At 70.3% G+C, this 23,044-nt stretch carries 25 protein-coding genes; 14 read left to right on the top strand and 11 right to left on the bottom strand.

Annotated elements, in window-relative coordinates:
* Positions 1-20 precede the first annotated feature (20 nt).
* The 9 genes from DX116_RS05485 to DX116_RS05525 all read left to right on the top strand — a co-directional run bounded on the left by DX116_RS05485 (position 21) and on the right by DX116_RS05525 (position 9,027).
* Positions 21-851: a hypothetical protein gene (locus tag DX116_RS05485; protein WP_119703153.1), complete on the top strand. Its 831-nt coding sequence runs from the start codon at positions 21-23 to the stop codon at positions 849-851.
* 39 nt (positions 852-890) lie between these two features.
* Positions 891-1,745, top strand: coding sequence for a hypothetical protein (locus tag DX116_RS05490; RefSeq protein WP_119703154.1), 855 nt, complete (start codon positions 891-893; stop codon positions 1,743-1,745).
* A gap of 193 nt (positions 1,746-1,938) precedes the next feature.
* Positions 1,939-2,814, top strand: coding sequence for a hypothetical protein (locus DX116_RS05495; RefSeq protein ID WP_147393593.1), 876 nt, complete (start codon positions 1,939-1,941; stop codon positions 2,812-2,814).
* A 343-nt stretch (positions 2,815-3,157) separates the two neighbouring features.
* Positions 3,158-4,051, top strand: coding sequence for a hypothetical protein (locus DX116_RS05500; RefSeq protein ID WP_147393594.1), 894 nt, complete (start codon positions 3,158-3,160; stop codon positions 4,049-4,051).
* Between the two features lie 56 nt (positions 4,052-4,107).
* A complete protein-coding gene (locus DX116_RS05505) occupies positions 4,108-4,956 on the top strand; it encodes a hypothetical protein (RefSeq protein ID WP_119703157.1) in 849 nt (282 codons plus the stop codon).
* Positions 4,957-5,164: 208 nt separating this feature from the next.
* Complete coding sequence (locus DX116_RS05510) at positions 5,165-6,019, top strand: hypothetical protein (RefSeq protein WP_119703158.1); 855 nt, start codon at positions 5,165-5,167, stop codon at positions 6,017-6,019.
* Between the two features lie 68 nt (positions 6,020-6,087).
* Positions 6,088-6,825 carry a hypothetical protein gene (locus DX116_RS05515; protein ID WP_147393595.1) on the top strand — a complete coding sequence of 246 codons (738 nt, stop codon included), beginning with the start codon at positions 6,088-6,090 and terminating at the stop codon, positions 6,823-6,825.
* Positions 6,826-6,951: 126 nt separating this feature from the next.
* Positions 6,952-7,785: a hypothetical protein gene (locus tag DX116_RS05520; RefSeq protein WP_119703160.1), complete on the top strand. Its 834-nt coding sequence runs from the start codon at positions 6,952-6,954 to the stop codon at positions 7,783-7,785.
* 45 nt (positions 7,786-7,830) lie between these two features.
* The gene (locus DX116_RS05525; protein WP_119703161.1) at positions 7,831-9,027 is read left to right on the top strand and encodes an arginine deiminase; all 1,197 of its coding nucleotides are present in this window, start codon (positions 7,831-7,833) and stop codon (positions 9,025-9,027) included.
* A gap of 1 nt (position 9,028) precedes the next feature.
* Here DX116_RS05525 and DX116_RS05530 read toward each other — a convergent pair whose 3' ends face one another.
* Positions 9,029-9,628 carry a TetR/AcrR family transcriptional regulator gene (locus DX116_RS05530; RefSeq protein ID WP_119704140.1) on the bottom strand — a complete coding sequence of 200 codons (600 nt, stop codon included), beginning with the start codon at positions 9,626-9,628 and terminating at the stop codon, positions 9,029-9,031.
* Between the two features lie 105 nt (positions 9,629-9,733).
* On the opposite strand from DX116_RS05530, the gene DX116_RS05535 reads away from it, so the two are divergent.
* Positions 9,734-10,699 (top strand): alpha/beta hydrolase family protein, encoded by a 966-nt coding sequence (locus tag DX116_RS05535; protein ID WP_119703162.1) that lies wholly within the window; start codon positions 9,734-9,736, stop codon positions 10,697-10,699.
* On the opposite strand, the gene DX116_RS05540 is transcribed toward DX116_RS05535, so the two are convergent.
* Both DX116_RS05540 and DX116_RS05545 read right to left on the bottom strand, forming a co-directional pair.
* Complete coding sequence (locus tag DX116_RS05540; RefSeq protein WP_119703163.1) at positions 10,696-11,532, bottom strand: DUF5926 family protein; 837 nt, start codon at positions 11,530-11,532, stop codon at positions 10,696-10,698. The two genes, DX116_RS05535 and DX116_RS05540, sit on opposite strands and share 4 nt — an antisense overlap.
* A gap of 34 nt (positions 11,533-11,566) precedes the next feature.
* Positions 11,567-11,962 (bottom strand): ATP-binding protein, encoded by a 396-nt coding sequence (locus DX116_RS05545; RefSeq protein ID WP_158591910.1) that lies wholly within the window; start codon positions 11,960-11,962, stop codon positions 11,567-11,569.
* A gap of 168 nt (positions 11,963-12,130) precedes the next feature.
* Here DX116_RS05545 and DX116_RS05550 point away from each other — a divergent pair, with 168 nt between their 5' ends.
* Positions 12,131-12,448 carry a rhodanese-like domain-containing protein gene (locus DX116_RS05550; RefSeq protein WP_119703165.1) on the top strand — a complete coding sequence of 106 codons (318 nt, stop codon included), beginning with the start codon at positions 12,131-12,133 and terminating at the stop codon, positions 12,446-12,448.
* A gap of 25 nt (positions 12,449-12,473) precedes the next feature.
* Here the strand turns inward: DX116_RS05550 and DX116_RS05555 are convergent, their stop codons facing one another.
* From DX116_RS05555 to DX116_RS05570, 4 genes are all read right to left on the bottom strand, one after another.
* A complete protein-coding gene (locus DX116_RS05555) occupies positions 12,474-13,526 on the bottom strand; it encodes a CPBP family intramembrane glutamic endopeptidase (protein WP_119703166.1) in 1,053 nt (350 codons plus the stop codon).
* A 108-nt stretch (positions 13,527-13,634) separates the two neighbouring features.
* The gene (locus DX116_RS05560; RefSeq protein WP_119703167.1) at positions 13,635-13,913 is read right to left on the bottom strand and encodes an HU family DNA-binding protein; all 279 of its coding nucleotides are present in this window, start codon (positions 13,911-13,913) and stop codon (positions 13,635-13,637) included.
* Positions 13,914-14,015: 102 nt separating this feature from the next.
* The gene (gene aat, locus DX116_RS05565) at positions 14,016-14,669 is read right to left on the bottom strand and encodes a leucyl/phenylalanyl-tRNA--protein transferase (protein WP_199715935.1); all 654 of its coding nucleotides are present in this window, start codon (positions 14,667-14,669) and stop codon (positions 14,016-14,018) included.
* Positions 14,666-15,622 (bottom strand): phosphotransferase, encoded by a 957-nt coding sequence (locus DX116_RS05570; RefSeq protein WP_158591911.1) that lies wholly within the window; start codon positions 15,620-15,622, stop codon positions 14,666-14,668. Before DX116_RS05570 ends, aat begins: the two co-directional genes overlap by 4 nt.
* 84 nt (positions 15,623-15,706) lie before the next feature.
* Between DX116_RS05570 and DX116_RS05575 the strand changes: the two genes are divergently transcribed.
* A complete protein-coding gene (locus tag DX116_RS05575; protein WP_119703169.1) occupies positions 15,707-16,378 on the top strand; it encodes an EcsC family protein in 672 nt (223 codons plus the stop codon).
* A 112-nt stretch (positions 16,379-16,490) separates the two neighbouring features.
* On the opposite strand, the gene DX116_RS05580 is transcribed toward DX116_RS05575, so the two are convergent.
* The 3 genes from DX116_RS05580 to DX116_RS05590 all read right to left on the bottom strand — a co-directional run bounded on the left by DX116_RS05580 (position 16,491) and on the right by DX116_RS05590 (position 20,941).
* Positions 16,491-17,414, bottom strand: a complete 924-nt coding sequence (locus DX116_RS05580) for a hydroxymethylglutaryl-CoA lyase (protein WP_119703170.1) — start codon at positions 17,412-17,414, stop codon at positions 16,491-16,493.
* A 76-nt stretch (positions 17,415-17,490) separates the two neighbouring features.
* Positions 17,491-19,383: an acetyl/propionyl/methylcrotonyl-CoA carboxylase subunit alpha gene (locus DX116_RS05585; protein WP_119703171.1), complete on the bottom strand. Its 1,893-nt coding sequence runs from the start codon at positions 19,381-19,383 to the stop codon at positions 17,491-17,493.
* A 1-nt stretch (position 19,384) separates the two neighbouring features.
* On the bottom strand, positions 19,385-20,941 hold the full coding sequence (locus DX116_RS05590; RefSeq protein ID WP_119703172.1) for a carboxyl transferase domain-containing protein: 1,557 nt from the start codon (positions 20,939-20,941) through the stop codon (positions 19,385-19,387).
* 53 nt (positions 20,942-20,994) lie between these two features.
* Here DX116_RS05590 and DX116_RS05595 point away from each other — a divergent pair, with 53 nt between their 5' ends.
* Positions 20,995-21,546, top strand: a complete 552-nt coding sequence (locus DX116_RS05595) for a TetR/AcrR family transcriptional regulator (RefSeq protein ID WP_119703173.1) — start codon at positions 20,995-20,997, stop codon at positions 21,544-21,546.
* A 33-nt stretch (positions 21,547-21,579) separates the two neighbouring features.
* Positions 21,580-22,140 (top strand): hypothetical protein, encoded by a 561-nt coding sequence (locus tag DX116_RS05600; RefSeq protein WP_119703174.1) that lies wholly within the window; start codon positions 21,580-21,582, stop codon positions 22,138-22,140.
* Here DX116_RS05600 and DX116_RS05605 read toward each other — a convergent pair.
* Positions 22,137-23,027: an EamA family transporter gene (locus DX116_RS05605; RefSeq protein WP_119703175.1), complete on the bottom strand. Its 891-nt coding sequence runs from the start codon at positions 23,025-23,027 to the stop codon at positions 22,137-22,139. The genes DX116_RS05600 and DX116_RS05605 overlap by 4 nt on opposite strands.
* Positions 23,028-23,044 lie beyond the last annotated feature (17 nt).

Consider the following 23,044-nt stretch of genomic DNA (forward strand, 5'->3'; position numbering starts at 1 on the left):
CCAGAACATCGAGGAGTCCCATGCGCACGTCCATCCTGTCCCGCGCGGTGATCGCCGCAGCGACACTGGCCATCGGCTCAGTCGCCCTGGCGGCCGCACCCGCCACCGCAGCCACGTCGAACGGGATCACCCGTGACATGGTGTTGACCGCGACCAGCAGCATCCGCGCGGACTGGGCCAAGAATGAGCCCCAGTCCGAGGCCACCAAGGCATCCCTGCTGGCACTCGCGTCCCGCGCCTGCGACCTGAAGGGCGCCGAGGACGTGTACGGAGTTCCCCTCCAGAAGCCGGGCAACGTCGACGGACTGTTCGTCGGCGCCAGGACCCCCATCGGCAACGGCTGGGACGAGTGCCAGTTCGCGGCCATCGCACCCACCGACCCGTCGCTGAACCTCACCGGGCGCGGGACCGTCACCACCTCCGCGTACGTCGGCGGTGAGTACACAACCGGCGACGTCGACTACGCCCTGTCGGGTGACGTCTTCGCCAGCCCGGCCGTCACGGGCAACTCTCGAATCATCAGGCTCGCCGCGGAGGGGTCGGCTGTGGGATCGACCAAGGTCGTCACCACCCACCGGGTCCCGAACGCCAAGACCTCGGCCGACCGCAAGACCGCTCGCACGATGTACGGCAAGCGGCTCACCAATGCCAAGCGGGCCTACACGAAGGCACTGAAGAAGGCCGACCGCACGGTCGAGAAGAAGGCAGCCAAGAGCAAGTACGTCGCCCGCAAGGCCCACGCGAAGTCGAAGTACCAGGAGGCCGTCGCCGGCTACAAGATCGCGACCGAGCGCAGCACCGTGAACGTCGATCGACCGTTCTCGTTCTCGTTCGACACCCAGCTCGGCTGACATCCCGCCCCGCGGCCACATCTCTCGAAGGAACCACACATGCGTACATCCATCCTGACCCGCTCGGTCATCTCGATCGCCTCCCTGGCGATCGGCTCGGTCGCCCTCGCCGCAGCCCCGGCCTCGGCAGCCGCTCCGTCCGGCGTGACCCGCGACCTGGTGCTGGCAGCAGCCAACGCCGAGCGCGACGGCGACGTGAACGTCGCCGCCAAGACCCTCGCCGACGCCGTCTGCGCCCCGCAGAGCGGCGAGAAGCTCGACTATGTCGCGGTCAGGGTCGACTACACCCCCGACGACGTGGACGGTGTCTTCATCCGCGCCGAGTACCTCGACCAGGTTGCCCGCGGTGGTCGCACGTGCAGCTTCGCCGCGTTCGTGCCGGTTGCGCCGAAGGCCACGCTGTCCGGCACGGCCACCCTCACCGGCTTGCCGGTCGACCAGCTGCAGCGGCCCTACGACCCGGAGGTGCTCGCGACGGCCCCCTTGTCGGGCGACGTCACGACCCTGGGGCCGGTCGACGGCTCGCAGTTCTATGACATGACGGCCGATGCCAAGGGTGACGTGATCGCGCCGGCGGGCACGGCGACCGACACCAGCCGGACGATCACCCCCAAGACGACGCAGCAGCGCTACGCCGCCAAGACTGCTCGCAACAAGGCGGTCTCCTCGGCCCGCAAGGCATACGTCAAGGCCAGTGAGAAGGCCGGCTCGAGCAAGAGCAAGGAGGCTGCCGCCAAGCGGACCTACCTCGCGAAGAAGAAGGCCGCCAACGCCACGTACCGGACGGCGCTCGAGGGCACCTTGACGATCAAGACCACGACGAGCCCCATCCTGGCGGCATCGCCGTTCGAGTTCTCGATCTACGGGGGCTGCATGCGCCTGGCCAGGTGCTGAGCAGCTCCTGATGCACGCTCCACGATCCCGCCCCGGGCCACCGCTCGGGGCGGGATCGTCTGTACAGGCGGCCCGACCTGACTAGACGGCCCGGCCCCCTGGGATGACTTCTGGCATACGTCGAGCGTGACGAGCCCGGCGAGCGCAGGATCGGAGGCGGGCCGTGTGGCCCACCTCACTCCCAAGGAGCACCATGCGTTCATCCATTCTCACCCGGTCGGTGGTCGCGGTCGCGTCGCTGGCCATCGGCTCGGCCGCCCTGGCCGCCACCTCCGCCTCCGCCGCCACCCCGTCCGGGATCACTCGCGAAGCGGTCTTGTCGCTCGCCTCGTCGGCCCGGGCAGACAACGGCGAGCCAAGCCTGGCCACTCGCACCGCCGCTGCTGCGATGCTGAACCGCGAGTGTGCGGTCGCGTCCGATCAGGTCCTGAATGCCGGCAACGTCCGAGAGGTCAGCCCGGTCACCGCCGGCGCTTCGGTCGACGGCGTCTACATCACCGGTAGCGTGACGTCCTTGGGGACGGCCGTCCGCGAGTGCGCCATCGGAGTCGTCGCTCCCGTCGCCGCCGGGTCCACCTTGAGCGGGACAGCGACGCTGACGGCCAGCACCTTCGGGCTCACGCAGACCGCTACGGCCACCCCCACCGCCCTGTCCGGAGACGTCTCCGTGATCACGCTGAAGGAGTCGGCTCCGTTCAGCTACAGCTTCACCTACAAGGCCGAGGGGTCGTCGACCAAGACGACCAGCACCACGACATCGACGAAGGTCAAGGACACCAAGACCAAGGCCCAGAAGAAGGCCGCCAAGAAGAAGTACGTGAAGCGCGTCAAGGCCGCCAAGAAGTCGTACAAGAAGGCGGTCAGCAAGGCCGGCAGCAAGACCAAGAGAGTTCAGGCCAAGAAGACGTACAAGGCCAAGCGAGCATCGGCGAAGGCCACGTACAAGAAGGCCGTCGCGGGCTACAAGGTCGTCAAGAAGACCACCAGCAGCACCGAGATCCGTCCCTTCTCGGTGACCGCTGCGCGAGCACCCTTCGTGTTCCCCATTCCGCCGATCCCCGGCGCCTGAGCGACATGAACAACACGAGCGACAGCTGAGCACCAGCCCCAACGATCCCGCTCGGAGCCACGGCTCCGGGCGGGATCGTCTGCGTGTGCTGCCGGTTGGTGTGTCGCGGCCCTAGTCACAACGAACCAGGACAGGTGGTCTCCATGAGTGACTTTCGCCGAATCGGTGGCGAGCCCCCGGCGTCGGGCCCATGATCACGAGACGGACGAACGTCCCTTCTCATGTCCTTTTCGGCGACCACGTCGCCGGACTCGCACCACGGACGACGGTCAGCGAGCACGTCCAGGCGCGGCGACTCGACGATCCTGAACCCCGCGCCAGAACTTCCAAGGAGCACTCACGCATGCGCACATCCATCCTGTCCAGGTCTGTGATCGCTGCCGCGACACTGGCTGTCGGCTCGGCCGCCTTCGCCGCGGTCCCCGCCACCGCCGCCACCGCCAGCGGCGTGACCCGCGGGGAGGTGCTTGCCGCTGCGTCCGCGCTCCGCGCCGACCGCGCCCAGCAGATCGACCCCTCGGCGCCCACCCAGTCGGCGCTCGACGTCCTGGCCGCGAAGGTGTGCGGACCGAACGTCCTCGAGACGTTCGCGCAGCCGGTCGAGACGCCCAACAGCGTCGATGGCCTGGCGGTCACGTCTCTCGTGCCCACCGTGACCGACTCCTCGTCGCGCATCCCGACCACGTCGTGCTCGTTCACGGCCATCGCGACGCTCGACGGCCGCGCGACCTTCTCGGGCGAGGCCCACGTGTTCAGTGCCAACAACTTCGGCCCCATCGGCATCGAATCGACCATCTCTGCGGCCGGGCAGCCTTCGTTCACGAGCAACGTGTACAGCCTGTCGAGCAACGTCTTCGTCTCACCTGCGGTGATCGAGAGCGGCTACAGCGCCTACAACATCCAGGCCGAGGGCCTGGTCAAGGGCCCGGACTCCCAGCGCGTCCTGACCTCCGTCAAGATCGCCGACAAGAAGTCCAAGGCCGAGAAGAAGGCGGCCAAGAAGGCGTACTCGAAGCGCACCAAGGCGATCAAGAAGTCGTTCGCCAAGGCCAAGCGCAAGGCCGGCAGCAACGCCGAGAAGAAGGCGGTCGCACGCATGACGTACGCGACCCGCAGGGCGTCCGCGAAGGCCGCCTACCGCTACGCCGTCGCCGACTACAAGCTCGTGAACCAGCGCACCAAGGTCGCCGACGAGCGCCGCTTCCTGGTCAAGGCGTACGCGGCGTTCCCCATCTGATGCGGCACTCGACGTCGACCACCCGGCCTGCACTCACCCACCCCCGAAGGACCACCATGCGCTCATCCATCCTGACCCGCTCGGCTGTGGCCGTCGCGTCCCTGGCGGTCGGCTCGGTCGCCCTGACGGCGGCACCCGCCACCGCGGGCACCCCGTCGGGCGTCACTCGCGAGCTCATCGCGAACTCGGCTCGCGGCACCTTCACCGACGACAACGACACCGCGACCAAGACCCTCATCTCGAAGGTCTGCAAGTCCGGCACCGTCACCGACGAGGACTACACCTCTCGGACGTTCCTATCCAGCCTGGACGTCGACGGCGTCCTCGTCCGGGCCTATGTCGACCGCCAGGAAGGAGTCGAGAACTCGGGTCGATACTGCACCTTCGCCGCCCTCGCGACCGTGGCTCCGTACGCCAGCCTGTCGGGCACCGTCACGATCTCGGCCGACCAGCTCGACAGGTCGGCCCGCGTGAGCGAGGCGGCCCCGCTCAGCACGTCGTTCACGCTCTCCGGCGACGTGTACGTCACCGATCCGATCACCGACCCGGACTACGGGTTCTCGCCGACCGGCGTTGCGTCCGGCGCCGTCACGAAGGTCGAGCAGGCCACCACCTCGACGTCCAGGGTCTCGACGCCCAAGAGCACGGCCGTCAAGAGCAAGGCGCTGGCGTCTTACAAGCGCTCGATCGCCTCGGCCAAGGCCAAGCTGTCGACGTCGCTGAAGAAGGCCGGCGCCAGCAGCAGCAAGAAGTCCGCAGCCCGCAAGGCCTACGCCGCGCGCAAGAAGGCCGCCAAGGCCACCCTGCACGTCCGGTGGTCGTCGGACAAGAAGACTGTCGTCACGACCACGGTCGGCAAGACCACGACGAACCCGTTCTCGATCTCGGCGGACAACCGCTTCTAGGCGCCACCCCACGCGATCCCGCCTCGAGCCCACCCGGCTCGAGGCGGGATCGTTGCGTACGGGACCGCGTGTGCCTGGTGGGGCGCGCGGGGCGGCTGGGACACAATTCGCTGTTAATTCAGTGAAAATTGCCCCTGACGGGCACCGTCCGGGTCACCATGGACAGGTCGCCCCGGTGGCCGGCGCGACGTCCGCCAGAGGAGATCCGATGCGCACATCCGTCCTGTCCCGCTCAATCGTCGCCGCTGCGGCACTCGCCGTCGGCTCCGCCGTCTTGGCGGCCGTGCCCGCCACCGCCGCGACACCGTCCGGCATCACCCGCGAGATGGTCCTGACGGCCGCCAATGGTGTCCGTGCCGCCCAAGAGTCCATCGACCCGCCGCCGGTCGCCACACAACAAGCCGTCCGCGCGATCCTGAATCGTGCGTGCAACGTCGATGCCGACGCCGGAGAGTTCGTGAACCCGGGCACCATCAATGCCCTGCCCGTCCGGCCTGGGAGCAGCGCAGATGGTCTTGCCGTCGGCGGGCAGGTCGTCAACTTCCTCACGCCTTCGACGCGCTGGTGCCTCGCCGGTGTCGTCGCCTCGACGACACCGAGCTTCGACCTCACCGGCAGCATGACGCTCACCGCTCAGCCCTCGGGTGGCGGCCCGGAGCGCAGCATCACGGCGCCGCTGTCGGGTGACGTCGTCGCAACCCCGCCGCTGGTCCTGTCCGACGGCATCAGCGGTCTGCCGACGTTCACGGCCGCCGGCGCCGCAACCAAGACGACCTACGTCCCCGCCAAGACGGTCAAGGACAAGAAGACCAAGGCGGAGAAGATGGCCGCGAAGAAGAAGTACAAGAAGCGGATCGCCGCGGCCAAGAAGAAGTACGCCAAGGCCCTCGACAAGGCCGGCAGCAACAAGGCCAAGAAGGCCACGGCGAAGAAGGCTTACTCGGCGGCCCGCACGAGCGCCAAATCCAAGTATCGCTACGCGACGGCGAACTATCGCATCGTCAAGAAGGCCACGAAGGCGAAGGACGTCCGGCCGTTCAACCTGACGCTGCTGACGTTCTGACGCGACTCGCGTGGTCGATCGACGCCATATCGGTCTCCGCCGAGCCATGACCGGTCCATGATGGACCCGTGACATCTCGCGCCGACGTGCTCGCTGCCGCCGCGGGCCTTCGCGCGCCCGATCCTTCCGCGCAGACCGAGAAGACCCTCGACGCTGCCGTCCGCCGCATCGTCGGCGGCCTGGTCAGCGTCGACACGTCAGCCGGCGACCAGCTCGACTACACGGCGTACCCGGCCGCTGGAGGGGGCGCGCTCGACGGGGTGATGATCGATGCGACGACGTACGTGTACTCCAGCGGCGCCACCCGCACCCGCACCCTCGTCGCCCTCGTGCCCGTCGACGAAGCGCTCAGCCTCGGCGGGACGCTCGAGCTGCGGGCGGCGGGTGCATCCCTGCAGCGCTCCACCCTCAGCGGCGACGTGTTCGTCTCCTCGCCGGTGGACACCACGGACGCAGGCCCCCTCGAGGTCGTGGTCGCCGACGAAACAGCTCCCTCGGTCGGCCAGCCTGCTCCCTCGGCGCCCGTGCCGCGCACGGCCGCCGAGAAGGCTGTCGCTAAGGCGGCCTACGACGCCGCCCTGAAGAAGGCTCGCAAGAAGTACGCCAAGGCCAAGAAGAAGGCCGGCACGAGCAAGCGCAGGAAGGCCGCCGCCAAGAAGAAGTACGCGCGGAGCCGTGCCGCCGCCAAGGCGAGGTTCCGCTCGGCCGTCGCGGACGTGCCGTCTGCGGCGCCTCCGGCCGCGCCGGCCGATCAACGCGTCTTCCGCACGATGATCTCGACCGACACCGGCTGGGTCACCGCCTGAAGCCTGGCTCGATCGGTTGGCTCGAGTGGCCCGATCGAACCATGTTTTCGTGACAGCGTGACGCAGGCGTGCCGTCTCAGGCAGGATGAGCTCGCATCTCTACCAGCGATACTCCGGGGGAATCTCGTGCGCCCATCCATCCTGCCCAAGCTCTTGGTCGGCATCGTGTCGATGAGCGTCGTTTCCGGCCTCGCGTCGATCTCGTCTGCGTCTGCCGGTGTCGGCACCTGGGACGACTACTCCGAGGCCAACTTCGAGTCGATGGCATTCACGACCTGCGGAGGCGCGGGTGCGTCTCCTGGCAACCGGGCATGGCCCACGATCGACGACATCCAGTACGGACGTTCAGGCGACCTGGCCGAGGTAGTGATCGTCTCCGCCACCGTCGATCGCGACGGAGCGGCCGGCGAAGGGGGCGCCTACGACGCGACCTGCACCTTCGCCGTGGTCGCGACTCAGGACGCTCCAGGCGCGAAGTACGCGAGCAACCTCGCGGGGTCCTTCCGGCTCACCGTGGAGTCGCCGGTGGACGACCCCGCCACGACGACCGGGACCTTCAGCCAGGTCTACTCCGCAACGACCACGCCGGTCTTCACAGACGTCGACGAGTACGCGACTGCCTCCTTGGAGGCTTCCGGGCAGGTCGTGTCCTTGCGGGACGGCATGGTCACCACCCCCGGCACGCCTGCGACCGCGGACAAGGTGGCGTGGTCCAAGCGCATCCGCGACGGACGCATCAAGAAGGCCCAAGCACAATACGCGAAGGCCAAGAAGAAGACGGCCCGCATCGACAACGCCCGTCAGCGGTCGAAGGCGAAGAAGAAGGCCCTCGCCATCTACAAGCGTGACGTCCGCCGGGCCAAGGAGACGTACGCCATGAGGGTCGCACCGACGCCAGCGCGGACCGCCCCTGGTTCAGTTCCCACCCAGACACCGTTCTCGCTGCGCGTGGTCCTCTAGACGTCAGTCACCCCCGGAGACCCCTCGCGTCACTAGGCTGTCGGCATGCCTCTCGGAGCGGACAGCGAAGTCGGACGCCTGCGCACGGTCATGCTGCACCGCCCGGGCCCCGAGCTCGGACGCCTGACGCCGCGCAACAACGACCAGCTCCTGTTCGACGGCATCCCGTGGCTGGGGCGCGCGCAGGACGAGCATGACGCCTTCGCGCAGGCGCTGCGCGACCACGACGTCGAGGTGCTGTACCTGACCGACCTGCTGACGCAGACGCTCGCGATCGAGGCGGCCCGCGACGAGATCATCGCGAGCACGCTCAAGGGCCTGTTCGTCGGGCCCAGCATCCAGTCGCTGATCGGCGCCAAGCTGGCCGACGCCGATCCGTCCCAGCTCGCCGAGACGCTCATGGCGGGCCTGCGCAACGACGAGATCCGCCTCGACGGCAGCGTCGCGCACCACCTGATGCAGCCCGAGGACTTCCTCATCAACCCGCTGCCCAACCTGCTCTTCACCCGCGACTCGTCGGTGTGGCTGCGCGACCGTGTGGCCGTGACGAGCCTGGCGATGCCCGCGCGCGTGCGCGAGACCCAGCTGACGGGCCTGATCTACCGACACCACGAGCGGTTCGTCGGCACGCCCGTCGTCCACGGTCCCCACCTCGAGCACCTCGAGGGCGGCGACGTCCTCGAGCTCTCCCCCGGCGTCATCGCGGTCGGCATCGGCGAGCGCACGACACCGGCCGGCCTCGAGCGGTTCGCCCAGCAGGTGCTGGCCGACGGTCTCGCGCACACCGTGCTGGCGGTGCCGATCGCGCAGGAGCGGGCCACGATGCACCTCGACACCATCGTGACGATGGTCGACGTCGACACCGTCGTGATCTACCCGACGATGTCCGACACCCTGCGCTCCGTGCCGCTGACATGGGACCCTTCGACGGGCCCAGGTGGCAAGGTCGTCATCGGTGCCGAGACGTCGTTCTTCGACGGCGCCGCCGCAGCCATGGGCATCGACACGCTGCACCAGATCGACACGGGCCTCGACCCCGTCACCGCCGAGCGCGAGCAGTGGGACGACGGCAACAACACGCTGGCCATCAACGCCCGGCTGGCCGTCGCCTACGAGCGCAACGAGCAGACCAACGCGCGACTCGAGGACCATGGCATCGAGGTCGTCACCATCAGCGGCGACCAGCTCGGCTCGGGCCGCGGCGGGCCGAGGTGCATGTCGTGCCCCATCGACCGCGACTGAGTCAGCCGCGACCCACGTCTTCGCCGATCAAGACCCCGGAGACGTAGGCGCGGACCACTCGGCGGGTGTCGAACATCGGGTCCTGGCCTGCGCCGATGCACAGGTTGCCGACGCCGCGCAGCACCTCGTACGCCGTCAGCCCCGCGCCGCCTGAACCCTTGGTCGCGGCCGCGAGGAGCTCGGCGCACACGGGCACGAGGTGGTCGACGAAGTGCTGGTGCAGCGCGGCACCGACCTTGTCGTCCTGCAGCGCAGCCGCGAGTCCGTGCTTGGTGACGAGGAAGTCGACGAACTGGTCGAGCCAATCCCGCACTGCGGCGTCCGGCGAGCCGGACGTCGCCAGGAGCGACGGACCCGCCGCCGCGAGCATGTCGACCTGGTGGCGGTAGACCGCGACCACGAGGTCAGCACGAGTCGGGAAGTGCCGATAGATCGTGCCCACCCCGACACCGGCTGCTGCCGCCACGGCACGGACGGGCGCATCGACGCCCACCTCGACGAAGACCGACGCGGCAGCATCGAGCAGCTTCTGCTCGTTGCGGAACGCGTCGACCCGCTTGGCCCGCCGGGGCCCTGCGCCCGGCTCGGACGACTCCGTCATCAGCACACCCATCTCCCCACGTTGTTTTCCGGAACCACGTTCCGTATATTTGAGGAACAACGTTCCGTTTCCATCGTCCCACACTCTTCGCCCTGAAAGGCAGCCATGTCCGACCTCGTCACTCGCCTCGACATCATCCTCGGCCCGCCCGCACCAGTCGTCTCGCTCGCTCCGCTCGCCCTCGACTCCAGCGGCCGCCCGCACCGGCTGGAGGTCCGGGTCTCGGCACCTGTCACGGGCACCGACCTGCCGGTGCTGCTGTTCTCCCACGGCAACGGCTGGTCGCTCGACGGCTACGCGCCCCTCACCGCGTTCTGGGCGGCGCACGGATTCGTCGTCGTCCAGCCGACCCACCTCGACTCACGGCGACTCGGCACGAAGATGGACGACCCAGGCTTCGGCGACATCTGGCGCACCCGCGTCGACGACCTCGTCCAGGTGATCGACCAGCTCGACGCGGTCGAGTCGTCCGTGCCGGGCCTGGCCGGACGGGTCGACCGCTCGCGCGTCGCCGCAGCCGGTCACTCGTGGGGCGGCCAGACCGTCGGCGAGCTGCTCGGTGCGCGCGTGATCGACGAGACCGGCGTCCCAGGGGACGACTTGTCGGACCGGCGAGTGCAGGCAGGCATCCTGCTGGCCACCGCCGGAACCGGTGGCACCGAGCTCGCCCCGTTCGCGCGAGAGCACCTGCCGTTCATGAATCCCTCGTTCGAGACCCTGACCACGCCGACGCTCGTCGTCGCCGGCGACCGCGACGACTCACCACTGACGAGCCGAGGACCGGAGTGGATGGCCGACGCGTACGAGTTGAGCCCCGGAGCGACCGACCTGCTGACGCTGCTCGGCGGCGAGCACTCGCTGGGCGGCATCCCCGGCTACGAGGTCGCCGAGACGACCGACGAGGACCCCGAGCGGGTCGCCCTCCTGCAACGGTTGACGACCGCCTACCTGCGCAGCGCGCTCGACCCGACCGACTCGTCGTGGCAGGCCGCGCGAGAGACGCTGGACGACAGCGCCGATCCGGCTGGCCGGATCGACTCGCGCGGCCGGGTCGGCCGTCGAGATGGCTAGACCTGCACCTGACGGCTGATGAGCGAGCCCTTGGCGGCGCGCTGCGCCGACGTCAGCGGGCTGTCGTCAGCCAGTGCCTGGTCGAGGCGCGCGGCGAACTCGACGGCCGGCTTCTCGAGCGCATCGGCGTCGTGCTCGAACTCCCACACCGGCACGAGCAGGCCATGGGCCCGGAAGTGGCCGATCAGCTTCGTGCCCTCGCCCAGGGTGTCGGCGTCATCGGCGTGCAGCCGCGCCAGGGCGTTGAGCAGCGCCGTCTCGTCGTGGGTCATGACCCAGCGCAGGAACCGCTGCGGCCCCATCTCGGTCCAGTAGGCACCGTCGACCGAGTCGAGGTGGACGGTCGGTGCGATGGTGTCGTTGGCCTCGGCGAGGGCCTCGGTGATGCCCTCGTTGCCCTCGACGCCCTCGACCCAGTAGTCGAAGCCGTCGTGCACCTCGACGTCGAAGCCCGAGTCGGGCGCGATGACGTCCTGGAGCCGCGGTCCGACGCCGGGATCGGTCATGCGGACCGGGTTGCCGGGCTCGGTCTCGCGTGCGAGGTCGATGACGTGCGCGAGGTCGCGGCTGATGTCGCCGAAGTTGTGGGCGACCTGCAGGCCGATCCAGATCTCACCGTCCTGGCGGCGGATTCCGGCACCGTTGCCGGGCAGCATCGAGCACACCCGCACGGTCTCGCCCGACGTCAGCGTGATCGTGGCCGAGGCGGCCGGCACGAACTCGCGCAGCGCGACCCAGTCGGCCTCACGCGGGAGCCCTTCGAAGGTGCGCGCCACGAACGGCATGCGTTCTTTCTTGGCGCCCTTGGTCTTGAGTCGCGACTTCTTGCCCATGACGGGCGAGTCTAACGGGCGGTCCCGCGGACGCTCAGTGGGTCGTGAGGGCGAGCTCGGCGTTGACGCGCGTGCCGGCCGTCATGTCGACCCACCAACGGTCGGCGACCCGGCTGATGATCGACAGCCCACGCCCGCTGAGCGAGTCTTGGTCGAAGTCGATCGGCTTCAGGTGGCCGCCCATGCCGCCGTCGAGGACGCTGAGCTCGAGCAGCGTGCCGTTGATCGACCACGAGATCTCGATCGTGCCGTCGTGGTCGGGCACCCCGTGGCTCACGGCGTTGGCGATCATCTCGCTGATCACGATGAGAGCGTCGTCGATGACGTCGTCGGAGGCCCGCTGACGCGTGAGGAAGGCGGCGAGGCGGGTGCGGGCGATGCCCGGGGTGGACGGTGCGAACGGCAGACGGACCGTGTCATGAGCCTTCACGACCGTCACCACCCTCCGTCGTCGTCCGCGAGAACCTGCATCCCCATCGAACCACTGAAATCAAAACACGTATAGCCCAAAGTAACTACTTCCAGGGGTCGATCGCCACTCGTGTGACGGATCAGACCCTCTCGAACCCCCTGAGCACCCGCGAGAGACGATGGGGACATGACCGATCCGAGCATTCCCACCACCGAGATCGACGCGATCCCCGAGACGATCCCCGCCGACCTCGTCGTCCTCGACGTGCGCGAGCCGCACGAGTGGGCCGCAGGCCACATCGACGGCGCGATCCACATCCCGCTAGGCGAGATCCCCGCCCGCGTCGGCGAGCTGGACCCGTCGGCCCGGACGCTCGTCGTCTGCCACCTCGGCGGTCGCTCGGCGCGGGCGACGCAGTGGCTGCACGCGCAGGGCCACGACGTCGTCAACGTCGCCGGCGGCATGGAGGCCTGGGAGGCCGCCGGACGCCCCGTCGTGTCCTGACGTCGAGCCGCCCGACCGCGGCGGGTCAGCGCCAGCCGGGCGGCACGTCTCCCGGGTAGTCGGGGGTGTCCGGGTGAAGCGCCGGCGGCGGAGGTGCCACGACGTGCTGCGGGGCGTGCTGCGGCAGGTGCTGGGGCATCGCCCACGGCGGCGGGGGCCACATCGGCGCCGGTGGCTCGGGGATCGGCTCGCGCGTGCGCTGGATGCCGCGGCGGCGCGCGGCCCGCTCCACGAGCGCGAGCACGGCGATGCTCGCCACGACGCTCGGCACCAGGTCGACCGGTCCGGCACCGGAGTCGTCGGTCGCAGAGAGCACCCCGAGCGCGTCCAGCGCGAACAGCACGACGTTGTTGGCGGCGTGCGCCGCGATCGCGGCCTCGAGGCCGCCGGTGCGGATGGTCAGGATCGCCGCGGTGAGGCCGAACAGGGCGACGTCGAGCAGCCCCCACAGCCCGTAGCCGTGCCCGGCGACGAACAGCGGCGTCGTGACGACCACCGGGACGACCGCGAAGCGCGACCACGAGCCGACCAGCTGCAGCAGGTAGCCGCGGAACAGGTACTCCTCGGCCGCCGCCTGGAACGGCACGACCAGCAGCACCGCCACGAGGGCGATCACGATCCGTGAGTCGAGGTGGGCCGGGGCCGACACCTCGGACGGGTCGGTCAGCTCGGTGACGACCACCGAGCACCCGATCGTGACGAGCGAGACCGCCGACGCGATCAGCGCCGTGACACCGAGCCAGCTCCAGCGCATCCGGCCAGCCACCGACGTGAGGTACCCGATGGGTCGTGGACCCGTGGCCAGGACGCCGAGCAACACGGCGGGGATCAGCAGCACGATGGCGAGCAGGTCGAGCACGAAGTAGTCGACATGGCGAAGGTCGAGGTCGCCGACGGCGTCGAGCCACCGGTCGAACGAGCGCGACGTCGACGTCGTCGCGAACCACACGGCCGCTCCGGCGACCAGCAGCAGCGAGAGCCCCAGGTACGTCGCGGCGATCACCAGCGCCGCGAGCGGCAGCCGCCACCACGCGTACGCAGGCGTCTCGCGGGCGAGGCGGTGGTACGGGGTGGCCATGGCATGTCCTGGGGTGTCGAGTCTCGGGTGGCGATGCTCAGGTGATGGATGCAGCGACGCCACCGGACCGAGGTCTGGTGGCGTCGCTGGTGGTGCGGTGGTGCGGTGCTACTTGGCTGCGGCCTTGAGGCGCGAGCCGACACTGACCTTGACGCCGAAGCCGGCGGGGATGTCGATCGTCTCGCCCGTGGAGGGGTTGCGTCCGGTGCGGGCGGCGCGAGCGACGCGCTCGACCGAGAGGATGCCGGGGATCGAGACCTTCTCGCCCTTGGCGACAGAGTCGAGGAGGATCTCGCTGAAGGACGAGAGGACGGCGTCCGCCTCGGCCTTGCTGGTGCCGGCCTTCGAAGCGAGGGCAGCGACGAGGTCGTTGCGAGAGATAGCCACAAAAGCTCCTTGTGAGTGATGGTGTGTGCGCGATCAGTCTATGAAGCGGGCCCCCGCAGCAGCGCGCACCCCAGCGTGGCACGGCCTGATTCCGCCGTGATATCAGTCCCATCCCGCGGGCGGCGAGGCGTCGACCAGGGCGGCGATGCGGTCGAGGTAGACCTCGCGCGACCACTCGGTCACCCCCAGCGACGCCAGGTGCGGCGTGCTCCACTGGGTGTCGATCAAGCCCTCGTCGCCGACCCGTCGCGCCAGCTCGACGAGCGCGACCTTGGAGGCGTCCGTCGCGTGGTGGAACATCGACTCCCCCGCGAACAGCGCGCCGATGCTGAGGCCGTACAGACCGCCGACGAGGGAGCCGTCGGACGTCCGCGTCTCGATGGAGTGCGCCCAGCCGAGCTCGTGCAGGCGCACGTACGCGTCGCGGATGTCGGCGTCGATCCACGAGCCGGGCCTCGACGGGTCGGCACAGGCGTCGACGACCTCGGCGAACGACTCGTCGACCGTCACCGTGAAGCGCCGGACGGAACGCGCGAGAGACCGGCTGACGCGCAGGTCTGCCGGGACGAGCACGCCGCGCCTCGTGGGCGACCACCACAAGAGCTCACCCTCGTGGGGCATCGGGAACGCGCCGCAGCGGTAGGCCTCGAGGATCGTGCCGGGAGCCAGGTCGGCGCCGACGGCCACGCAGTCGTCGTCGGGCCACCGGTCGGGGTCGAACGCCCACGGCGAGGGTGGGAGCGGCAGGCGCGTCACGGCTCGAGCACCCGGGTGAGGTGGTGCAGCACGCCGTCGCCCCACTGCGTCCACTCGGCTGCCGTCGCCTCTTGCAGGCACCCCCACCACACGAGGGTGCGGTTGACGGGCTGGGTCAGCGAGGCCGCACGCAGCTGGGCGGCGAGATCGTCCGGCGAGACGTCCCACGCCTCGCCGTAGGCCTCGAGGACGTCGGGCCACGAGACGGCCGGCTGCCGGCTGATCCAGGCCTCCGGGACGCTCAGCAGCTCGGCGGCGTGAGCCCACTGCCCGTCGCCGAAGTCGAAGAACCGGCCGGTGTCGGCGAAGACGTTCCAGGGATGGAGGTCGCCGTGCTGCCACGTCGTCGGCAGCGACGACTCGGTCAGCAGGTCGACCGCGTCGACCAGGCGCGGCCGCGCATCCACGAGCTGGGCGCGCAGGTCGTCCGGCACGTGGGCCGGGTGCTCGGCGGGCAGGGACGACAGGACGTCGACGAACCGGTCGAAGCGCCCGACGACGGTCGCCGGACGGCAGTCGGGCAGGCCCGCGGCGATCAGCGTCGGGCCGTGGTCGGCGGCGACGCGCTGCAGCGCGGCGGCACCCCGGAGCACCCGGCGCCAGTCGTGGGCATCCGGCTCGGACGCGTCGCCCAAGGTCGCGCCGCGGTCGAGGGTCAGCATCCAGCCGCGCTCGAGGTCGACCGCGAACGGCTCGTCGACGTCCTCGGGCGCCAGCCGCGCGAGCTCGACCTGCAACGCCGGCTCGAACGACATCGACGCGCAGTTGGCCTTGAACCAGATGCGTCCGGCATCCGTGGGCACCGTCAGCTGCGTCGACCAGGGGCGGATGCGAGGTTGCTCGACGCGGCCGGTGACGGTGATGCCCTGCCGCGCGAGCTCGGCGTGGGTCCAGCGCTCGGCCGAGTGGCGCCAGTCGTCGTGCGCCACACGCTCGGAGAACGGACGGCCCATGGCCTCAGCGTAGGGGCAGGGACGGGCCTGCGTACGGTAGTCGCTCACCGGGCCGCCCCTGCGCATCGCTCCTATGCTGGCCGCATGGGACTTCGACGCAGTGTGGCCACCTCCGCCGGCTCGAAGCTGGCGCCCCGGGTCGCCTCCGGATACGTCCGCACGGTGCTCGACCGCGCCATCGACGGCGTCGGCCCGTTGCGGTCGGCCGCGGCCTCGGCCGACAGCCGCCTCGTCGACGCCGGCGGTGACGTCGAGAAGGCCATCGCGGGTCTCATGCGCCTGCACACGAGCCTCGCGGCGGCCCAGGGCTTCGTCACCAACCTCGGAGGCCTGACCACGGCGGCGTTCGCCGTGCCGGCCAACGTCGTCGGCGTGACGATCGTGCAGTGCCACCTCGTGGCCGGCATCGCGCACCTGCGGGGCTACGACCTGCACGATCCGCGCGTCCGCAACGCCATCCTGGCCTGCATGCTGGGCGAGGACGCCGTCAAGACGCTGGTCAAGCGCCACCGGCTGCCCTCGTCGCCGATGGCGCTGGCGACGTCCCCCGTGCACGACCCGGTGCTCGACGAGCGACTGTCGAAGGAGGTCACCGCCGAGCTGGTCGGGCGCACGGCCGGACGTCGCGCCGTCACGATGATCGGACGTCGCGTGCCGTTCCTCGGTGGCGCCGTCGGCGGGTCGAGCGATGCCTGGGCGACGTGGCAGATCGGTTCCTTCGCCGCCGACGAGCTCAAGGACCGCCGCCGCTCCTAGCCCATCCCCATCTCCGCGAGTGGTGCGGATTGGACATTCTGGGACGGCGTGTCTGACCAGAACGCACCACTCGGGGCCGGGAACGCACCACTCGTGCGGCGGTGCGCACGCCTCACCCCAGGGCGCGGACGACGGCGCTGGCCGGCTCCTTGCCGAGCACGCCGGCCATCCAGACGCTGGTCTCGACGAGCGACGCCAGGTCGACGCCGTGCTCGATGCCGAGTCCGTCGAGCATCCAGACCAGGTCCTCCGTCGCGAGGTTGCCGGTCGCGCTCTCGGCGTACGGGCACCCGCCGAGACCACCCGCGGACGCGTCGAACGTCGTGATGCCGGCCTGCAGCGCCGCGTGCGCGTTGGCGAGCGCCTGGCCGTAGGTGTCGTGGAAGTGCATCGCGAGCGACTCCGTTCCGGTCCCGGCGTCGCCGAACGCCCGCACCAGCGCCTGGACGTGGGCGGCGGTGCCGACGCCGATCGTGTCGCCGATTGACAGCTGCGACGCGCCGAGGTCGAGCAGCCGTCGTCCGACCGAGACGACCTGGTCGATCGCGACCGCGCCCTCCCACGGGTCCCCGAAGCACATCGACACGTACGCACGGACCTCGAGACCAGCCTCGCGCGCTCGAACGACGACCGGCTCGAACATCGCCATCTGCTCGTCGAGGGACGAGTTGAGGTTCTTGCTCGCGAAGGTCTCGGTGGCGCTGGCGAAGATCGCGACGTGGCGCGCGCCGGCCTCGAGCGCCCGGTCGAGTCCGCGCTCGTTGGGCACCAGCACGGGCAGCGGCGTCGGTCCGTCCATCGGCAGGCGGGCGACGAGCTCGGCGGCGTCGGCCAGCTGCGGCACCCAGCGGGGGTGGACGAAGCTGGTGGCCTCGACGATCGGCAGGCCCGCGCCCACCAGGCGCCCGACGAACTCGGCCTTGACGTCGACCGGCACGACCGCCGACTCGTTCTGCAACCCGTCGCGCGGTCCCACCTCGTAGATCGTGACGGCCGCGGGCAGGGACTCGTCGCGGACGACCATGGGCCGGGTCATGCGAGCACTCCTCGAGTGCTGCCTTCCCGTCCCCGAGTGGTGCGGTTCGGCCAGACACGCCGTCTCAGGATGTCCACTACGCACCACTCGCGGGGGTGGTGGCGGGGTCCACCGTGAAGAGGACGTGCTTGATGGGCACCTGGTCGCCGACGGCGGCACCGACGAGGCTGACGGTGCCGTCGTAGGGAGCGCTCAGCGGCAGCTCCATCTTCATGGCCTCGACGACACCGAGGGTCTGGCCGGCGGAGACGGCGTCGCCCTCGCGGACGTCGACCCTGAGCACCGTGCCAGGCATCGGCGAGACGACGTCGGCGTCGGTCGCCGCACCCCGCTGGTGGCCGCCGCGCATCGGATCGGGCAGCTCGAGCGCCCACACCTGGCCCTCCCAGGCGATCGCGACGCCGTCGTGGTCGACGATCGCGAGCTCGCCACCGTCGGCGAGATCGTCCGGACCGAGACGGGACGTCCAGCGGTGCCCGGTCTCGTCGGTCATCACGACCGTCAGCGGCGCGGGCTCACCGCCGGACCGCCAGCCGTCGACGCTGCCGAAGACCCCGTCGGCCTCGACGACGTCGTAGGTCGCCCACAGCCTGGCGGCCGCCGTCACCGCGAGCTCGGGCAGCGACGGCGGCTCGAGCAGCGCCGCGGACGCCGGGCTGTCGAGCCAGGCGGTGTGGATGCCTCCGGCGGCGAACTCGCCACTCGCCACGAGACGCCGGACGAAGCCGACGTTGGTCGTGATGCCGAAGATGCCGGTGTCGTCGAGCGCGGCGACCATCGCACGACGGGCGTCCCCGCGATCGACGCCGGTGACGACGATCTTGCCGAGCATCGGGTCGTACGCCGTGGACACCTCGGCATCGCCCAGCAGGTCGGTCTCGACCCGGGCGTGCTCGGGCCAGGCCACGGCGGCGACGTGCCCGGCCTGCGGCAGGAAGCCCGTGTAGGGGTCCTCGGCGTAGACGCGCACCTCCATCGCGTGACCCGTGGCGGTGATCTCGTCCTGCGTCAGCGGCAGCTGCTCGCCGGCGGCGACGGCCAGCTGCCACTGCACGAGGTCGACGCCCGTCACCTCCTCGGTGACGGGGTGCTCGACCTGCAGGCGGGTGTTCATCTCCAGGAAGTAGGCCCGCTGGCCACCGGCACCGTCGTCGGCGACGAGGAACTCGACCGTCCCGGCACCGGTGTAGCCGACCTCGCGGCACAGGGCCACCGACGACTCGTGCAGCGTCCGCCGCAGCTCGTCGGTGAGCCCGAACGCGGGTGCCTCCTCGACGACCTTCTGGTGACGGCGCTGCACCGAGCAGTCGCGCTCGAAGAGGTGGACGACGTTGCCGTGCTCGTCGCCGAAGACCTGCACCTCGACGTGCCGGCCGGCCTCGACGTACGTCTCGACCAGCAGGGTGTCGTCGCCGAACGCCGACGCGGCCTCGCGTCCGGCTGCCTCGACCGCCTCGGCCAGAGCCGATGCCTCGCGCACGATGCGCATGCCCTTGCCGCCGCCGCCGGCAGCCGCCTTGACCAGCACGGGGTAGGCGTCGTCCGGGACGGCGGCGACCGCGTACTGCGGCGTGACCGGCACCCCGGCGCGCTCGGCGATCGCCCGGGCGCGGTCCTTGCGGCCCATCGCGTCCATGACGTCGGCGGTCGGACCGATGAAGACCAGGCCGGCGTCGACCACGGCCCGGGCGAGCTCGGAGCGCTCGGACAAGAAGCCGTAGCCGGGGTGGATCGCCTCGGCGCCGGACTCGACGGCAGCCGCGATCACCCGCTCGACCGACAGGTACGACTCGGACGCCGGCGTGGGGCCGAGCCGGACGGCGTCGTCGGCGAGCCGCACGTACGGCGCGTCGGCGTCGGCGTCGGAGTAGACCGCGATGCTGCGCAGGCCCGCCTCGCGGCAGGCGAGGATCACGCGACGCGCGATCTCGCCACGGTTGGCGATCAGTACGGAGGAGAACGTCGTCATGTCACATCCTGAAGAGGCCGAAGCGGGGCTCGGGCACGGGAACGGCGGTGGCGACCTGCAGACCCATGGCCAGGACGCGCCGCGTGTCGACCGGGTCGATGATGCCGTCGTCCCACAGCCGGGCGCTGGAGTAGTAGGCCGAGCCCTGCTCGTCGAACTGCTCGCGGATCGGAGCACGGAACGCGGCCTCGTCGTCGGCCGACCACTCCTCGCCCCGCTTCTCCAGGCCGTCACGCTTGACGGTCGCGAGCACCGCGGCGGCCTGCTCGCCGCCCATCACCGAGATCTTGGCGTTGGGCCACATCCACAGGAACCGGGGGTCGTACGAGCGCCCGCACATGCCGTAGTTGCCGGCGCCGTACGAGCCGCCGATGACGACGGTGAACTTCGGGACGACCGACGACGCCACCGCGGTGACGAGCTTGGCGCCGTCCTTGGCGATGCCGCGGTTCTCGTACTCCTGGCCGACCATGAAGCCTGTGATGTTCTGCAGGAACACCAGGGGGATGCCGCGCTGGTTGGCCAGCTCGACGAAGTGGGCGCCCTTGAGCGCCGACTCGCTGAACAGGATGCCGTTGTTGGCCACGATGGCGACGGGATAGCCCTCGATGCGGGCGAAGCCGCACACCAGCGTCTCGCCGTACAGCGGCTTGAACTCGTGCAGCCGCGAGTCGTCGACGACGCGCCGGATGACCTCGCGGACGTCGTACGGCGTGCGGCCGTCGACCGGCACGACGTCGTAGAGCGTCTCGGGGTCCTCGCGCGGCGGCACGGGCTCGTGGGGTGCGGGCTCGGACGTCGGACGCTCGAACGTCCCGACGATCGACCGGACGATCTGCAGCGCGTGCTCGTCGTCGTCGGCCAGGTGGTCGACGACCCCGGACGTCCGCGCGTGCACGTCGCCCCCGCCGAGGTCTTCGGCCGTCACGACCTCGCCCGTCGCCGCCTTCACGAGCGGCGGGCCGGCCAGGAAGATCGTGCCCTGCTCCTTGACGATGACGGTCTCGTCGCTCATCGCCGGGACGTACGCGCCGCCAGCGGTGCTGGAGCCCAGCACCGCGGCGATCTGCGGGATGCGCATCGCCGACATCTGCGCCTGGTTGTAGAAGATGCGGCCGAAGTGCTCGCGGTCGGGGAAGACCTCGTCCTGCATCGGCAGGAAGGCGCCGCCCGACTCGACGAGGTACAGGCACGGCAGGTGGTTCTCGCGCGCGACGGTCTGCGCCCGCAGGTGCTTCTTGACCGTCATCGGGAAGTACGTGCCGCCCTTGACGGTGGCGTCGTTGGCGACGATGACGCACTCGCGGCCGCTGACGCGTCCGATGCCGGCGATGACGCCTGCGCTCGGCACGGCGTAGTCGTCGTCCGGCGCGCCGTACATGCCGAACGCCGCCAGCGCGCCGATCTCGAGGAAGGGCGAGCCGGGGTCGAGGAGACGGTCGACACGGTCGCGGGGCAGCAGCTTGCCGCGGGCGACGTGCCGGGAGCGAGCGGCCTCGCTGCCGCCGGTCCGGACGGTCGCGAGTCGCTCACGCAGCTGGTCGACGAGTTCACGCATGCCGTCACGATAACAGATGAGGTTAACGATTGTTAACCTCCTAGACTGGGTCGGTGACCACCACCCGGCGCGAGCAGATCCTCGACACCGCCGCCACCCTCTTCGCCGAGCGAGGCTTCCACGGCGTCTCGGTGCACGACATCGGCAGCGCCTGCGGCATCTCCGGGCCGGCCCTCTACAAGCACTTCGCCGGCAAGGACGACATCCTCACCCAGTCGCTGATCGGCATCAGCCAGCGCCTGCTCGCCGAGGGGCGCCAGCGGACCGCCACCGCCGAGACGTCCGAGCAGGCGCTGGCCGCCCTCATCGACTGGCACATCGAGTTCGCCCTCGGCCACCCCGCGCTGATCGTCATCCAGGAGCGCGAGTGGGCCAACCTGGGCGCCGACGGACGCCGCGAGGTCCGCGCGCTGCAGCTGGCCTACATCGACATCTGGGTCGACACCGTGCGGCAGCTGCGCGGCGACCTCGACGCACCCGAGGCTCGTGCGGTCGTGCAGGCGACCTTCGGGCTCATCAACTCGACACCGCACAGCGCGCGCATCAGCGAGTCGTCGATGGCGTCCCGGCTCGGCCGGATGGCACGAGCGGCCTTGCAGGCATGACGGCGCGCTCCTCGCTCCTGCCATGATGCTCACATGCTCAGGAGACGGCCCGCCGCGATCCTGACGGTGGTCGCGATGGCAGCGCTCGCGGGCTGCGGCAGCTCCCCGGACGTCCGTGTCGTCAGTGACGGAAGCGGCTACGGGTTCTCGGACGCGGTCCCCGGCGCGTTCATCAGGCTCTCGACCCTCTCGGTGTGCGTCGAGGACGGGGCGAACGCCACGGTGACGGGCGCGCGGTTCGCCGGCGCCGACGTGCCCCGGATCGACGGGTTCGCGGTGCGCGACCGTGCCGCCGACGACGTCGGGGCCTACCTGGGCACCGATCCGGAGCCGCTCGGCGACGACACCGAGATCACGATGCCCTGCCCGGCGAAGGACCGGTCGACCGCGAGCGACACCGGCCAGAGCCTGGTGCTGCTGGCGCAGGTGTCCGAGATCGGCTCGCGCCTCGACCTCAACTCGGTCGACGTCGACTACCGCGTCGACGGAGAGACGCGCACGACGACCGTCCCGGTCGACCTTGCACTCTGCCCGGTCGACGACGGCGGGTCCGAGGCCGGCTGCGCGGCCGACAGCGACGACGGTCTCGACTAGACCGTCGCGGTCGCCTCGGCAGCAGCAGGTGCGCGCCGGCGACTGACGGTCGCCGCCGCGACGCCGACGAGCATCACGACGCCGCCGACGACCTCGAGGGCCGACGGCACCTCGTCCTGTACGACCCAGGCGGCGGCGATGCCCACGACCGGCACCAGCAGCACGAACGGCACGACGGCACTGGCGGGATAGCGCGCGAGCAGCGAGTTCCAGATGCCGTAGCCGATCAGTGACGCGCCGACCGCGGTGTAGACCGTGCTGGCGATCGCCACGCCCGACAGGTGCGTCAGCGCCCGCGTCACCTCGTCGCCGCCGTCGACCACGAGCGACAGCACGAAGGCCGGCACCGGCACGACGAGCGCCGACCACACCACCATCGAGAAGCCCGACTGCACGCCGGCGGCCCGCGCGATGACGTTGCCGGTCGCCCACGAGAGCGATGCGCCGAGCATCACCAGCACCGGCAGGACGGGTGCGGACGCCCCGTGCGCGACCACGACGACCACTAAGCCGGCGGTGCCGATGAGGGCCCCGACGACCTGGCGGCGCGTCGGCACCTCCCGGATGACGGCGGCGGCGATGACGATCGTGAAGATCACCTGCGCCTGGAGCACCAGCGACGCCAGCCCGGCCGGCATGCCGAGGTCGAGCGAGATGTAGAGCAGGCTGAACTGACCGAGGCTCATGAACGTCCCGACCGCGACGACCGCCTGCCACGATGCTGCTGGGCGCGGCACGAAGAACACCAGAGGGATCGCGACGAGCACGAACCGCATCGCCAGGAACAGCAGAGGTGGCACGCCGTCGAGCCCCTCGTCGATCACGACGAAGTTGGCGCCCCACAGCAGCATCACGCCGATGGCGAGCAGGCTGTGCTTGGGCGACATGCCCCCAGTGTGACCGA

This window comes from Aeromicrobium endophyticum (assembly GCF_003586285.1).
GTDB classification, from domain to species: Bacteria; Actinomycetota; Actinomycetes; order Propionibacteriales; family Nocardioidaceae; genus Aeromicrobium; species Aeromicrobium endophyticum.